Source organism: Bythopirellula sp. (genome assembly GCF_041737835.1).
Taxonomy (GTDB): Bacteria; Planctomycetota; Planctomycetia; order Pirellulales; family Lacipirellulaceae; genus Bythopirellula.
Genome location: NZ_JBGSQY010000073.1, coordinates 1 through 13326, shown reverse-complemented (window position 1 = coordinate 13326; position 13326 = coordinate 1). Strand labels below are relative to the sequence as shown.

General features: G+C 51.8%; 14 protein-coding genes and 1 tRNA gene. 7 read left to right on the top strand and 8 right to left on the bottom strand.

What is annotated here, in order from left to right; genetic code table 11:
• The 7 genes from AC6T8Q_RS21460 to AC6T8Q_RS21430 all read right to left on the bottom strand — a co-directional run.
• The coding region (locus AC6T8Q_RS21460) for a hypothetical protein (RefSeq protein ID WP_500681032.1) at positions 1-447 on the bottom strand (447 nt) is incomplete at its 3' end.
• Positions 425-931 (bottom strand): pyrophosphohydrolase domain-containing protein, encoded by a 507-nt coding sequence (locus AC6T8Q_RS21455; RefSeq protein ID WP_500681031.1) that lies wholly within the window; start codon positions 929-931, stop codon positions 425-427. The genes AC6T8Q_RS21460 and AC6T8Q_RS21455, both read right to left, overlap by 23 nt.
• Positions 932-1043: 112 nt before the next feature.
• Entirely contained in the window at positions 1044-1418 is a 375-nt protein-coding gene (locus tag AC6T8Q_RS21450; protein WP_500681030.1) for a hypothetical protein, read from the bottom strand.
• A gap of 6 nt (positions 1419-1424) precedes the next feature.
• Complete coding sequence (locus AC6T8Q_RS21445; protein WP_500681029.1) at positions 1425-1865, bottom strand: hypothetical protein; 441 nt, start codon at positions 1863-1865, stop codon at positions 1425-1427.
• Positions 1866-1949: 84 nt separating this feature from the next.
• On the bottom strand, positions 1950-2600 hold the full coding sequence (locus tag AC6T8Q_RS21440) for a recombinase family protein (RefSeq protein ID WP_500681028.1): 651 nt from the start codon (positions 2598-2600) through the stop codon (positions 1950-1952).
• A gap of 252 nt (positions 2601-2852) precedes the next feature.
• A complete protein-coding gene (locus AC6T8Q_RS21435; protein ID WP_500681027.1) occupies positions 2853-5147 on the bottom strand; it encodes a DNA polymerase in 2295 nt (764 codons plus the stop codon).
• Positions 5148-5212: 65 nt separating this feature from the next.
• Positions 5213-6406, bottom strand: a complete 1194-nt coding sequence (locus AC6T8Q_RS21430) for a hypothetical protein (protein WP_500681026.1) — start codon at positions 6404-6406, stop codon at positions 5213-5215.
• 511 nt (positions 6407-6917) lie between these two features.
• Here AC6T8Q_RS21430 and AC6T8Q_RS21425 point away from each other — a divergent pair.
• The 3 genes from AC6T8Q_RS21425 to AC6T8Q_RS21415 all read left to right on the top strand — a co-directional run bounded on the left by AC6T8Q_RS21425 (position 6918) and on the right by AC6T8Q_RS21415 (position 8764).
• Positions 6918-7298, top strand: a complete 381-nt coding sequence (locus AC6T8Q_RS21425) for a hypothetical protein (RefSeq protein WP_500681025.1) — start codon at positions 6918-6920, stop codon at positions 7296-7298.
• Positions 7299-7337: 39 nt separating this feature from the next.
• Positions 7338-7565 carry a helix-turn-helix transcriptional regulator gene (locus AC6T8Q_RS21420; protein WP_500681024.1) on the top strand — a complete coding sequence of 76 codons (228 nt, stop codon included), beginning with the start codon at positions 7338-7340 and terminating at the stop codon, positions 7563-7565.
• An 80-nt stretch (positions 7566-7645) separates the two neighbouring features.
• On the top strand, positions 7646-8764 hold the full coding sequence (locus AC6T8Q_RS21415) for a tyrosine-type recombinase/integrase (protein WP_500681033.1): 1119 nt from the start codon (positions 7646-7648) through the stop codon (positions 8762-8764).
• A 176-nt stretch (positions 8765-8940) separates the two neighbouring features.
• Here AC6T8Q_RS21415 and AC6T8Q_RS21410 read toward each other — a convergent pair.
• Positions 8941-9014 (bottom strand) — tRNA-Arg (locus AC6T8Q_RS21410).
• A 292-nt stretch (positions 9015-9306) separates the two neighbouring features.
• Here AC6T8Q_RS21410 and AC6T8Q_RS21405 point away from each other — a divergent pair.
• From AC6T8Q_RS21405 to AC6T8Q_RS21390, 4 genes are all read left to right on the top strand, one after another.
• Positions 9307-10356 (top strand): tyrosine-type recombinase/integrase, encoded by a 1050-nt coding sequence (locus AC6T8Q_RS21405; protein ID WP_500681023.1) that lies wholly within the window; start codon positions 9307-9309, stop codon positions 10354-10356.
• A 275-nt stretch (positions 10357-10631) separates the two neighbouring features.
• Positions 10632-11126, top strand: coding sequence for a hypothetical protein (locus AC6T8Q_RS21400; RefSeq protein ID WP_500681022.1), 495 nt, complete (start codon positions 10632-10634; stop codon positions 11124-11126).
• A complete protein-coding gene (locus tag AC6T8Q_RS21395; protein WP_500681021.1) occupies positions 11123-11383 on the top strand; it encodes a helix-turn-helix domain-containing protein in 261 nt (86 codons plus the stop codon). Before AC6T8Q_RS21400 ends, AC6T8Q_RS21395 begins: the two co-directional genes overlap by 4 nt.
• Positions 11384-11524: 141 nt before the next feature.
• Positions 11525-12880 (top strand): DNA primase family protein, encoded by a 1356-nt coding sequence (locus AC6T8Q_RS21390; protein ID WP_500681020.1) that lies wholly within the window; start codon positions 11525-11527, stop codon positions 12878-12880.
• Positions 12881-13326: the final 446 nt, after the last annotated feature.

Genomic DNA, 13326 nt, shown 5'->3' with positions numbered 1-13326 from the left:
TTGTATTTGCTCAGCATCATCAGGGGGAGCCGGACAGAGCGGCCACTCGATAACCCGCTTACCAATCCATAGTCTCTGCTCGTCGTCCCCAACTTCGACACCAGCTAACCAGTGATTCGGCAACATCGGTTCGCCACCACTGGCCGTTCCAAAGACAGTCCACCACGGCCGGAGAACACGAAGAACTAGGGACGTGCCGGGAATACTCGCCCCCTTTTCGGAAATCGCTTCCAACAGCATCCTGGTCGTGTCCGAATCAAGTCCCAGCCGGTCAATTCCCAACACAGCCAGGCGATCCTGAAAGAAGTGGAATTCAAGCGGTAATCGTTTGGAGAAACGACACTTCTGCATCCACGACAGGCACAACTCGCGGAGTTCACCCTCCAAGCCAACGAGATACTGCCGAAACGTAAAGTCGTTCCAGTTATAGGGAGTTGGTTCTGGCATGGTCTCTTAACACTTTGGTGATATCGGGATGAACATAGCCAGGCCCTTTGGCACCTTTGCCATGACCAGTTTTTACATGCGAAAGTTTTGACAAGTTCGATCGATGAACCTCGATGAATAGTAGGTCGAGCGGCAGCCCAGTCGCCACGGCATCACCTATCAAAATATAGAACCGGTCTGCGAGGGCATCAGCGGCAGCGACAAGGTCACCCTCAGCATGAGCCTCTAACCATTCACTAAGTTCTTCGACAGCCATGGCGGCTCGACCGAGAAGTTGGTCCTGACTATTACTCGCTGCGTCGGCCATTTCTCGGGACAGGTCGGCCAGTCGCTGGCTAAATATTAACGCCCGGGCTGGATCACTCGAAAGCAGTTGGGGAGTTCCAGCGGAGACGGGCGCTTTGATTTGATGATGAAACTCAGTTACCAAGTAGACACAATCAGCAAGAGTCAGAGGATTCTCATTCGCAATTGGTTCGGGCATACCTATCTACCTATAGGGGGTAACTATGGCCGGGAAGTGGGGGAGTATCTCAATATCTCATCAATTGACTCTGGCAAACAATTCAGTTTCTCATGCGTGATGGACTTGGGATTCAACCGATGAGCGTATCGCCCAAGATGTCGAGCGATACCATGACATAACAATTTCCGGCATCGTCTTGATGGATCGTTGCCAGGACAGGAATATTAGGCGCGTCTGGTTCTCGGGGGCCTGGTCCTACTGAAAAGCGAAAACGGACCATGGATGCGAACCGATTAAGCAGAAAACGCAATCTATACAGCAATTGCGTCGCCAAGGGGTCGTCCATGGAAGGTTCTTCAAGTTCCGTGCGCTCGACCTCTTTTTCAAACAAATCGAAGATCCGCGAGTCCATATAAACAGGGTACGATATCCCTAATAGCTTGGCAGTTGACGATACATCTTCATAGCCAAAGAACGGTTCCGACAATATTGGCAAATTAGGCATATTAAACTAATCCTTAATTCCTCTCTTGGGGGTTTTTGGCCGTTTCGATTTGCGAGCCTTAACAGTACAATCAAGGCAAAACTTCACCTGGAAGGCGTCACTGGTATGTATTGTCCTGCGGTTCGGACAGCCTTCCGCTTGGCAAGCAATCTCAACTGTGCGTCGTCCTTGGTGTGGACCGTCCGTGTTGATTCGCAGGGTACCGGGAATGATGTGGGGATACTTTTTGAGCAACTCTTGCTCGACTGCAGCCAGATCGAGAGATTTCGATTTGGGAGGTTTCGATGGCTTCACCTCGGATTCGGGAAGTGCATCTTCGGACTCGTTTTCTTGTCCTTCACGGGCCAGAATTGAGCGGGCCTCTTTAACCCCGATCCCATGCTCGGTGGCGTATTCACGGGCTTTTGCCCAGGCAGCTTTGGTGTGGGAAGAATGAGAAGAAGTCATGGTCAATACTCCAAAGAAAGGGGATCACTGAGACACAACTTTTTCTAGCACGGCGAGATTTTACAGTTCATCAAGAAGCGATGGCTAAGACTCTTCGTCTATCGTGGCGACAGCCTCAAGCAGTTGCTTCCGTGTTTCTGGTGGCAGGTATTCGTGTTTCGCCCACAATTGAACTCTTTGAACGCCGATGCCACCCAGAGCCTTGGCGATTTTAATGACACCCATACCTGAATCACGTAACTCTTCCGCTCGCTTGACATCAAAATGTTTCTTACGTGGGCCGATCTGACTGCCGCGAGCCTTGGCGGCCCTCATGCCGGCGCGCGTACGCTCTCGGATCATTTCGAGTTCATAGTTGGCCAAGACACTGAACAGTCCAGCGAGCATCCGACCTTGGGCGGTCGAGAGATCGATATTCTCTCGGTAAGACACGAGAGTGATACTGTTTTCATTGAGGGTTGAAATGATCTTCACAAGGTGAGGTAGCGAACGACCCAAACGGTCGAGAGCATGAACCACTAAGACATTAATCCGTCGCTTGCGGATTGAATCCCATAATTGATTCCAAGCGGGTCGCGAATCTTTGGCACCAGATTCGCCGATATCGACAAATTCTTGAACGTCGTTCCAGCCTCGGTTGCGAACATGCGCGCGCATATCAAAAAGCTGGGCATCGGCAGTTTGCTCGATGGTGCTGACACGGGCGTAGATGGCGACACGTGGTTGAGTAGTCATTCGAGTAAACCTTATGAAAAAAGTCATGAGGTTTTAGCTACGTTGGGTAGCGACCTAAATGAGCAGCACCAGACTTATGAATCGACTCGGCTAGATGAGAAGATAGTCGAATTCTGCCTCGTTAGACCTCAAAAATGGGCCTTTATTCATAGGCGCGGATGTCTTCTGACTAAAACGTGTCAGGCAACAACTTCGTTCTTCAGCACCAGCTTTTGATACGACTGGCTGTGATTTGCTGAATGACCTTGCACGCTAAGGGATTTCTTGGAGTTGCCCGAAACTCGGCCCCATTTTGAATTCCATGACGAGGGGGATCCGCCACTCCGGCCCAAGGGGCACCGCGAGCGACTGTTGCATGGCAGTGATAAACCCTAAAAGATGCGCCTGAGGCACTTCGTACACCAACTCGTCGTGAATGTTGATCAGAAGCCGCGCTTCAAATTGTAAGCAGATCGATCGGCAACGGAGCATCATTTGCGTCACCATGTCGACCGTGCCGCCCTGCATGATGCTGTTCACCAGCGACCGGCAAGTGGTATCGAAACCTTCATACCGGGCCATCTCGATTGGTTGGTGCTGACGATCAAGCCGCTGGACACGGCGAATGTTGCTCCAAGGTATATTGCGATAGGGGAGCAGGAAGCGTTCGGTCTCGTCGAGATGCCGATAAGGCTTGGTCCCGAGTCGCCCCCGGTTTTGGTCATAGATCAGCTTCGCCGGTTTGTCACCATTTTCGTCGGAGATGTTCCATACGCGATAAATGAAGCAAGTTAGATATCGCTGGGTGGGACGAATGGGTGTGACATCGAACCAATATCGCCAGCGTCGGGGGCCGTTCTTATAAGTCAGCAGTAGTCGTATACGTTTTTGGGAAACCATCCAGTAATGGGGAGTGTTGCGTCGGCGTCGACCGCCCCAGGTGTACGTCTCCCCAGTAAGAGCAATTTGCTGCTGCTGAAGTGCGACCCAACTGGCGATGTCGGGATAAGCAGCGAAGAATTTATCAACGAGACTCCTGGCCTCGTCTTTGGTGCATTTCAATCGCACCGCGAGGCCCGTGGGGGTTTCGCTATTGATTTGAGCAAGCAGGATGGTTTTCCAAACGCTCCGTTCGGGATCGGATTTTGTAATGGTCCGCCCTGTGACCTGGCTTGCCACAACGGAGTAAAAGTCGCCCTCTGTATTCAAAAAGTTCTGCACCAGCGGACTGAGGGCATTCGGATCGAATTCAACCAATGGCGGTGCGGCCGTGCCGCACCAGTTCATGTTGAGAAAGTTGTCCTTGGCTTTCCATAACCGGGCAGCTCGTGGGAGTCGCTGAAATCGTTCCGATTGGAGCCGTCGAAAATGCTGCTGGGTAGTTTCTGTAGTGCGATCAATCTCATGGCCAAGAACACGGACATCGGCTTGCGCCACATCCGCCGCAATCAAGACGCAACCGAGCGATGGTATTACGAGGTTTCGGGATGAAAAAACGGCTTCCAGCGAGTCGCCTTTGAAGATGGTTTTACGTTTGGCGATCTGTTGGAGATTCGGTGCCGAACTGCTGATGCGGCCTGAGGCTTGCCGATTGTCGAACTGACTATGGAAGCGATTATCCGCGTGCAGGTTTTTGAGATAGCCACCGAGTCGCAGTCGCAGGCTGTGGGCTTCGCGAAAAGCGGCAATCAGCAACAAGGACGCCTGAATCACGGGATTGGCCGTGCGATTCAGTAAGTTAGCAATGGCTTCGGAGCTGATCGAGGACTTCTTCCGTGAATGTCGTCGATGAGGCAACTTATAGGTGTAGAACAAGAGCTTACGAATATCTTCGTCTTTCTTATCTAAAAGACCGAAGCCGTGGTTAACTTGGTGTCGCTCGCTGATGGCGGACATCAGCTCATCGAGTCGATCACATTCGGTACGAATGAACTCACGGTCCCCGGCAGTACCCACCCAGCGCAAGTCACAAAGGAGGCTCGTCAGTGGCGACTGCACCTTGACATAGTGACGACGTAGAGAAGCAGAGAGTCCTTGCCAGAGATAATCGTGGATTTTGTGCGTGGTATAAAGATCATGGGCGAGATAAATCGCGTGTTCGGCGTAGGGCACCAAGTCCATATTAGGACTCGGTGTAAATTTTGGTGCAATGCCAAGGAGATGATAGGCGACCGTTTTGAGTTTGTAGCTCGACCATTCCAGCCCCTGCGGTGCCCTAAGATATCGGCGTCCCACAGTCTCTGCGGAAAAAGTTCGGTCCTGGTCATCGAGTCGCAGCATGGCCAGGGTGTCGCGAGTTTCACCCCGATAGACGACCCACTCGCGCTGCAACATCAATAAATCAAATGTGATGTTGTGACCGACGAGGATCATGCTCGGCCGGCGAAGAGGCTGCAGGGCCTGATGGATTGCGTCCCAGGGGGTGGTGACCGGCCGGATCGAGCGATGCGAGCATCGCTCGGTGAAGATGATAAAATTCTGCCAATTCCCATCAACATGCAGACGGAAACCGAGCGAGAGAATTCGCGCTGTGCGCACTTCAAGGCCCGTCGTTTCGACATCGAACACGACGGGCCTCAAGGTGCGTTGCAGCCCATCACCGAGCTGCAACGCGTCGTGAGAAACGGTTCCGATCAACCTTCACCCCCATCAAGAGGAGCTTTGATCGAGGGCAAACCCGGGAGCTGAACGGTCGAAGCTAAATCGTCCCCTTCCTGTGTTTCGATCGTGTCAAAATCGTCGTCGTCTTCTCCATCCTCGATAGCTTCAACTTCGACCAAACCTTCGAGTCCCAGTTCCGTCAACCGGACCATTGCAGCGGAACTCGCAGGAGAGGCCGTTGTCGAACTGGGGACCAGCTTCTGCTGCAGTTTTTTCTCCAGCAAGACCGGTTCGAGTGCATCGGCCAACTCGCGACAACGCCGGAAGACTTTCACGGTTTCTTCAAGCGTCAATTGATCCACGTCGGCACTCAGCCGATCAATTTCAATCGTCCGCTTTTTCGTCGCCGGGTCCGCATCAAGGATCGCCTTGAACTTGAAACTCGGACCCTCCCAGACACCGGTCGTGATGCCAGTCTTCCAGGTGGCAATGGTTTCGGCCTTCAGGTACTTTTGGGGATAGAGCTGATCACCAGTGAGCAACATCTGATCGCTGCGATCCCGCTTTCTATTTTCAGCGGCAATGGCCAGCTTGGTCGCTGCCAGCCAGGTGTCGAACTGTTTTTGGAAATCTTCTCGACGTTGGTTTTTATCGGCCAGTTGCAGAAGCCCTGACATTTTGGTGACGTCGACGTTGTGATTCGCGACATGCTGTTGTGCCCAGACAGAGCCTCCCACCAGGAGATAACGGCGAACCTGCTTCACGCTTTTTTGCATAACACGAGCGATTTCGTCCACAGGGACTTTCGCCTTCAAGAGCGCGTCTGAGTACCGAATCATGCCGCCGTCGCCCCAGGGACGACGAGCGAGGTTGGCAGATCCCAGGCGGAGCAAGCGTTCCTGGTCTGTCGTTTCACCCACCGCGACCTGGGCCGGAATCAAATGATCCGCCTGCCATTTACCCTCCTGAACCAACTTCTGGCTGGCGAAGACACGAGAATGGCCATCCCACACCGTGTACTTGCCGTCGATCAGCTCAACGAGAATCGGCACCTGCATTCCGGCGAGGAACAGCTCCTCGGCCAAAGCCGTAATCGCCGGACCGTCGAGCTTGTAATCGTCGTCGTCGCGGAATGCGTTTTCTTGGACATCGAGTACAATGTCACTGAGCGGGATCAAGCGATGCTCTGTCGCAACATCCGAACGGGTAAAAAGTTCTTCTTTCATAATAAATCTCTCCAATATCAAGGTGGGGACATCTGTCCGCGATGTCCCAGAGCGGGACATCCGCGACATTTGTCCAAAATTCAAAAATCAAACATTGGGCGAGCTGCGGTATTGAAGTTCGTGTGCACTTTTATCAAGGAGGCGGCGCGTCACACTCGCGCCTAAATTTAAGATTCTCACCGACTTGGTGTCCTCAGCGCTTCCCAATGTTTGCTTACCAAGTTGCCAACCACACCATGTCTCATCAACAAAGTTGGCAACTATCTCCGGTCCGGAACCCACGGCGACTCACTGTCGTCGCTTCGCCGGAAAGTCTCAGCTTTCCAAAAGCCGTCTTTGCCCGAACTCTTTGAGGGCAGAAAAAGTCGACAAATCGAGGCCTTGCGAGGCAATTGCTGTTTTGGTAAGGTGTACCATAACAAATAGCCCCACGGCGTAGATTAAAGCAGGTTGCGGCCGTTCGCAAGGGATGTTCGCCAGAAATTCCAAACATTTTACAAAGAGAAAAAAGATGAATGAACAGCGAGCCATTCGAAGTGTCAATTATCCGCGTGGTCTGTATTTTTACTTACGCGACAAAGCGGAGAGCGAAGATCAGACTAATCGCGAGCAGATCAAAAAAGCAGTGGAGGCACATCTCGACGTCATAGAAAAATTGCTCATAGATGTAGGTTTAGCTCAACATGAAGACGAGCGGCACCTAGTTCGAGTCTCGGTCGATAAAGCTATCGACGCGAAACTTGAAGGTGTCGCCAAGCGACTAGGTATCGATTACAGCGCGATCTTGCTGGCTTGTCTACGACGTCAATATGATTTGCGTATTGGGGAGGAAGAAGCAGAGAAGTTGCAGTGGAAAATAAAACGCGCCAGGAAGAAATCGGCAAAAGATTAGCAACAGAGTATCAGTCAATCGCGAACAGGAATAATAAGAATGATCGAAACACCAAATCCAATGAAATTGATGACGGTGGCCGACCTGGCCAAGTTGTTCGGCAAAAGCGAACGCACGATCCAAAGGTGGGTGCGCCGGAAGTGGTTGCCCACGCCTGTTCGGCCTGGTGGACCTGACAGCACACCCTACTGGCGCGCGAAAGACATGGACGACTATTTTGCCGCTGGCAGCATCGGTGCCTACCGTCGTAGCCGCCGCCATCAGTAGAGGAGGGGGAATCTTGTAGACGCCCACCATCGCCTGATCCACTGGGAATTGGTTGACATTACCACCCACAAGTGACAAATATGGCTTCTATCATCCGACGTGGTTCCATGGCGTACATCACGAATCGCGAAAATGGGAAAACCATTAAGGTGTCAACGGGCTGCCTCTATGAGGATACAATTGGTGCTCAGATCAAACTGCGTGAGTACATCGAGGAACTTCAAAGGACGGGTTGCCGGCCGAAGCAACTTGTCAAGCAGACGCTCAGTCAGCAAATCATGTCGTTTCACGATTATCAGCTGGCACAGAAGCTGACATCTAAAGAAGCAAACGGCAATAAGATGAAAATCTCACGGATTTGCCAGCTCGCAGCGGTAGGTCGTGTGGAGGAATTTACCGACATGCGGGTCCAAATGGCTCTTGCTAAACTCCGCTGTCAAATCAAGTCGGTGAATTCGCGACCGGAAGAAATGCCTCTCGTTTCCCCAAGGACTCGGAACACTTATCTTAAGGCACTGAAAACTTTTATAAACTGGTTAATCCGTAACAACTTCATTACTAATAACCCATTAAAATCAACACGCTTTGAAAGCGAAGAAGTCGACATTCGACATCAGCGCACTGCCTTCACCGATATTGAATTTATCCAGCTTTACAACGCCGCGCAGAATAGCCACCGCGTGATTGAGGGTCTTGATGGGCCAACGAGGGCACTCGCCTATCGGCTTTCTGCTTACACGGGTTTGCGCAAGAGCGAATTGGCGAGCCTGAAGGCCGGCTCGTTTCATTTCGGGGGGGGTCAGGCATACCTCGTCGTGGAAGCCGCCTGTTCCAAACGTCGGCGTCGCGACACGATTCCACTGGCTGACCACCTAATTGCTGAGGTGCAACAAGCTCTTGCTAAAATTGAACCCGGTGCCAATCTTTTCCCTCGACTCAAGACTCGCAAAACTCACAAAATGATCAAGGCAGACTTGGCGACAACTGGACTCGAATATCAATCGCCTGATGGGTCATTCCGTGATTGGCATGCACTGCGACATACCTTCATTACGCTCGCCTGGAAAACTGGTGCGAGTCCACTAGTTGTCAAAACGTTAGCTCGACATACGGATTTACGACTGACGGTCCGCTACTCGCACACCACCTCGCGCGAATTACAGGATACTGTGAATGCGATCCCCAACTTGCTTGGTTAAAATCGGGTCCGCGAACACTCTGTGGTTGTCTTTCAAAATAAAGAACAGCAAATCTCCGAAGATCTGTTGCAAAAGAGCATTCTGAAAAGATATTCCCATCTCAGAGTGCAGTCCAATCTGCAGTACACCCAAGCTCGACAACTGAACGGACAGCACGCAAATACCGGAAAAGAAAGTACAGCCCACAGGAGTCGAACCTGTAACCTTCGGATTCGTAGTCCGATGCTCTATCCAATTGAGCTAGGGCTGCAAGTGTTTTGATTTCAACAACTTATGCCTTTGGGGTCAAGTGGTTATTTAACCCTATTTGACACCCGTCTGACACCTGATAGCTTTTGAGCTACCTAGTGACACCAACCGGATTGCGCCCGATTGGTGTCGGCAACACCTACATTCTGTTTAACGAAAGCGAAGGTGCCGCAATGGCTCATCATAGCAAAAATCCCTGCGCAGTTAAGGCCCCGCAGTTTCCACTTTTCAGGCACAAGTCTGGCCGCTGGTGCAAGAAAATCCTTGGCAGACACTGCTATTTCGGCAGTACCGTGTCTGACCCCGAAGGAACCGCCGCATTAGCCATATATGAGGCCCAAGCGGAATATCTTCACAAGGGACTGACACCCCCTGACGCCCTGGGTTCGGACGGCATTCTGACCCTACGGGATGCCGTCAATCGGTTTCTGACCTACAAGACGCAAATGGTCGAAAGTGGCGAGTTATCAGCCCGCACCGTGGCCGACTATCGGAATTCTTGTGGCAGGCTGCTAGACCACTTTGGCAAGTACCGACGGGCTGACAGTCTGACGGCTGCCGATTTCCAAAGCCTGCGAGCGACATTAGCCAGACGACGAAACCTAGTCTCGTTGGCCAATGAAATCACCCGGCTGCGGGTTTTATTTCGTTGGCTGTACGACACGGAACTTATCGACCGGCCCGTGCGGTTCGGCAAGTCGTTTGACCGGCCTAGCAAAGACAAGTTGCGCATCGAACGGAACAACAAGCGGCTGGAGCATGGCCTACGGATGTTTGAGGCTCACGAGCTTCGCACGATCTTGAATGCGGCCAGCCAGCCCCTGAAAGCCATGATCTTGCTGGCGGTCAATTGCGGGTTTGGGGCTGCCGATCTATCTCGGCTCACCCTGTCGTCTGTTAAAAACGATCTGGTTTGCTTCCCAAGACCCAAAACTGGCATCGAACGACAAGCCTACCTTTGGCCTGAGACACGCGCCGCGGTTGAAGACTGGCTACAAGTCCGCCCCGCACCGAAACGGCCAGAGGATGTCAATTTGCTCTTCACAACTAAGTTTGGTGGCCGGTGGTCTAAGGTGTCGGTCAACGGCAGCCCAAGTGACCCCATCGGTGGGGAATTTAACAAGCTGTTGGTCGAACTTGAGCTAAAGCGGCCCGGCGTGTCGTTTTATGCACTGCGACATACGACCCAGACCATTGCCGACGAAGCTGGCGACGCCGTAATAACTCGTTTATTGATGGGACACGTTGACCCCTCAATGGGCGGTGTTTACCGCGAACGAATCAACCCTGAGAGGGTCAAACGAGTTTGCCTGCACGTACGTGAATGGGTGTTCGGAAAATAACAAATCCATTTTCGGAAAAATTTCAGAACCCGTCTGGCGATTGTCAGGCGGGTTTTTTTGTTGGCCTGAAATTTATTTTCCAGAATTTTGTCAAGTAGTATTTTCAGATTAGCCGTTCAAAAATCGAATTGTATCTGCTGAACCACAAGCGAAATGGGTTATTGTTACCATACTTGCAAAAACCGCTTGTCGGTAGTATCCGCAAAAAATCCGCTATTCACTTGTTGCGATGATCGATTTAAGAATTGATCATCACCAAAAAGGAGTGGCTCATTATGCAACAAAACATGCCTTCGCATCTCGCCCAAGCGTTCGAGGACGATCATATTCTTTGCATCGTCGGCAACGATGTTTTTCGTGTCAGCAGTACGTCAGAGTTATTGCTTGGCGGACCCGCTGGCCGCGTTGCCCCGCTGACGATGATCGACCTGCGACACGTTTGGAATAGCCTTGCCGGCATTGTTGGCGACAAACGGGAATTTAACATTGACCAAGTCGCAACCGTGGCTCAAACAACTAAGCAAACGATCCATTTATGGAAAGTCCGGGCAATTACAGGACCGTCCATCCGTCCGGGTAGTGGCACTGGCCGTGGCAATGGCCAACTTTTTTCTTTCACCGACTTGTTCGCAGCAGCCCTTGCCGGATGCCTGCGGCGCGCGGGTGTCGATATCGACCTAGTTTCCAAGGCTTGCCGGTGGGTTCGACTAAATGAACCCCTAGACCCAGCCCCATTGGCAGAAGAAGCGATAGAGGCTGCAACGGCATGAACGATCTTGAACGAACATTTTCACCCTGCGAAGTGGCAAAGCACTTTGGTGTCAAACCACAACGGGTGCGAACGTGGTTGCGAAACGGCACGCTGCGAGGCTTCGACGTGGCTGACAGTCTCACACGGCCCCGCTGGCGAATACCTGCCAGCGCGATCGCCGAGTTTGAGCAAGCACGGCAAGCCAAACCACTTGAACCAACCAAACCACAACGACGGAAGAAACCAAAACCGACCGAAGTCATAGAATTTTTTTGAGCAACAGCAACGGACAGTCGCCGTGGCCAGGGATGACGTTGCTGGTCGTTGTTTGGGGGTTAAGCGGTCCCCCACAACGGCAAATTAAAAAACCCGTGTTGCCTGCCAGGGCACACGGGTTAAGAAAGTTACGAGAAACCAATGATAACAAACAACCAACAATGTGGCAATGATGCCCGCGAAAATCTGACGGACCTCGGCAACAGTCGCCGACTCGTGCGCCTCTATGGCAAAGACTTGCGTTACTGCCATCCGTGGCGACGGTGGTTGTGTTGGAACGGCAAGCAATGGGCCAGTGATCCTGCCCGTGCCTATCAATTGGCCGTGCAAGCAATCGCTGCCATGTACGCGGAAGCTGCCGAACTATCGGACACGTTGGCACGACAAGAGCTTGTCGACCATGCCCGCGGTTCCGAGTCCAGCCGTGCTATTGATGCCATGCTCAAGCTGGCGACGTTTCACCCCGAAATTGTGATTGACCCATCGGAACTGGACACGAAGCCGATGCTGCTAAACGTCGAAAATGGCACGATTGATCTAGCAACGGGAGAACTTCAGCAACACAACCGGGAAGATTATCTCACTCAGATTGTGCCTTTGTCGTTTGATCGTGAAGCTACTTGCCCAAGGTGGGAGCAATTCTTGAGTGAAGTCTTCGCAGGCGACATTTTGCTAGTTGGCTTTATGCAACGTCTGGTTGGCTATTGTTTAACGGGCAGCACCTGCGAACAAATCTTGCCCATTTTGTACGGTTTGGGCAGCAATGGTAAGTCCGTTTTGATCTCAACCTTGTTGGCGATGTTCGGCAAAGATTTTGCCATGCAAGCCCGGTCAGAACTGTTGATGGTTGGCAAAAACGAGCATCCGACACTAACCGCCGATCTCTATTCCAAGCGATTCTGCGCGGCATCCGAAACTGAGTCAGGTGGCCGGTTGAATGAAGCTCTCATTAAGGGATTGACCGGCAGTGATGATATTCGCACTCGCAGGCTGTACGAAAACCATTTTCAATTCACGCCAACTCATAAGGTGTGGCTATCGACGAATCATAAGCCGGAAATCCGTGGCACTGACGATGCAATCTGGCGACGGCCCTTGCTGATTCCGTTCGCAGTGAAGTTTGAAGGCGACTCCAAAGACAAACATCTCGCTGACAAGCTACGCAACGAACTGACGGGCATTCTTAGTTGGTCAGTCCGTGGTTGCCTGGAATGGCAGCGTATGGGCCTAGCACCCCCTGAAACCGTTCTCAATGCGACTCAGGCTTATCGGAGCGAGCAAGACATACTGGCAGTGTTCCTAGAAGAGTGTTGCGAACAAGGGCCAGACCTGAAAGTCCGTGCCAGTGATATTTACCGACGCTACAAACGCTGGGCAGAACACAATGGCGAGACTCCAGAGACCCAACACAAGTTTGGTAAGCGGCTTGCCGAACGTGGATTCACCAGAGTGATAAGCAATGGTGTGACATATAGAGGCATCGCAATTAACGTATAACACCCAACCAACCAAAAAAACGGAAGGATGGAACCTTTGGAAGTTCCAAACCGGAAACTTTTTGAGATTTCCCTATAAGGGGACTTTAGCGAAATAAGGTTCAAAAGGTTCCAAGGTTCCAAACGGTCTGAATTGGTGATGACAACAGAACTTTTGGATAGCAAATTAACCCTACCCGCCATCGGACAAACGCGAACCATGAAATCTCGTGTTTTGGCAAGCTCAACGAATCTAGTATCCGTTGCTCTTTGAGGAAATCACCGGGAAATAAAGGGCATCGGGTGTCAGTACGTGGTGTCAGGCACTGTCAGTCTCAATAACAAATCAGCAATCTTGATAAGTCATGGCAACAGTAGAAGACAAACCGAAGTCATTGCCGCAAGAGTTTCAGGCTGGCAACACTGCTGCCGTTGGTCACGGTGCTCCATTGGCCAACACCAACAGCG

Coding starts and splice junctions, on each gene's coding strand:
- AC6T8Q_RS21455 (WP_500681031.1), bottom strand. CDS start 931: ATGCCCGAACCAATTGCGAATGAGAATCCTCTGACTCTTGCTGATTGT.
- AC6T8Q_RS21400 (WP_500681022.1), top strand. CDS start 10,632: ATGCAACAAAACATGCCTTCGCATCTCGCCCAAGCGTTCGAGGACGAT.
- AC6T8Q_RS21390 (WP_500681020.1), top strand. CDS start 11,525: ATGATAACAAACAACCAACAATGTGGCAATGATGCCCGCGAAAATCTG.
- AC6T8Q_RS21420 (WP_500681024.1), top strand. CDS start 7,338: ATGATCGAAACACCAAATCCAATGAAATTGATGACGGTGGCCGACCTG.
- AC6T8Q_RS21440 (WP_500681028.1), bottom strand. CDS start 2,600: ATGACTACTCAACCACGTGTCGCCATCTACGCCCGTGTCAGCACCATC.
- AC6T8Q_RS21445 (WP_500681029.1), bottom strand. CDS start 1,865: ATGACTTCTTCTCATTCTTCCCACACCAAAGCTGCCTGGGCAAAAGCC.
- AC6T8Q_RS21450 (WP_500681030.1), bottom strand. CDS start 1,418: ATGCCTAATTTGCCAATATTGTCGGAACCGTTCTTTGGCTATGAAGAT.
- AC6T8Q_RS21415 (WP_500681033.1), top strand. CDS start 7,646: ATGGCTTCTATCATCCGACGTGGTTCCATGGCGTACATCACGAATCGC.
- AC6T8Q_RS21430 (WP_500681026.1), bottom strand. CDS start 6,406: ATGAAAGAAGAACTTTTTACCCGTTCGGATGTTGCGACAGAGCATCGC.
- AC6T8Q_RS21395 (WP_500681021.1), top strand. CDS start 11,123: ATGAACGATCTTGAACGAACATTTTCACCCTGCGAAGTGGCAAAGCAC.
- AC6T8Q_RS21425 (WP_500681025.1), top strand. CDS start 6,918: ATGAATGAACAGCGAGCCATTCGAAGTGTCAATTATCCGCGTGGTCTG.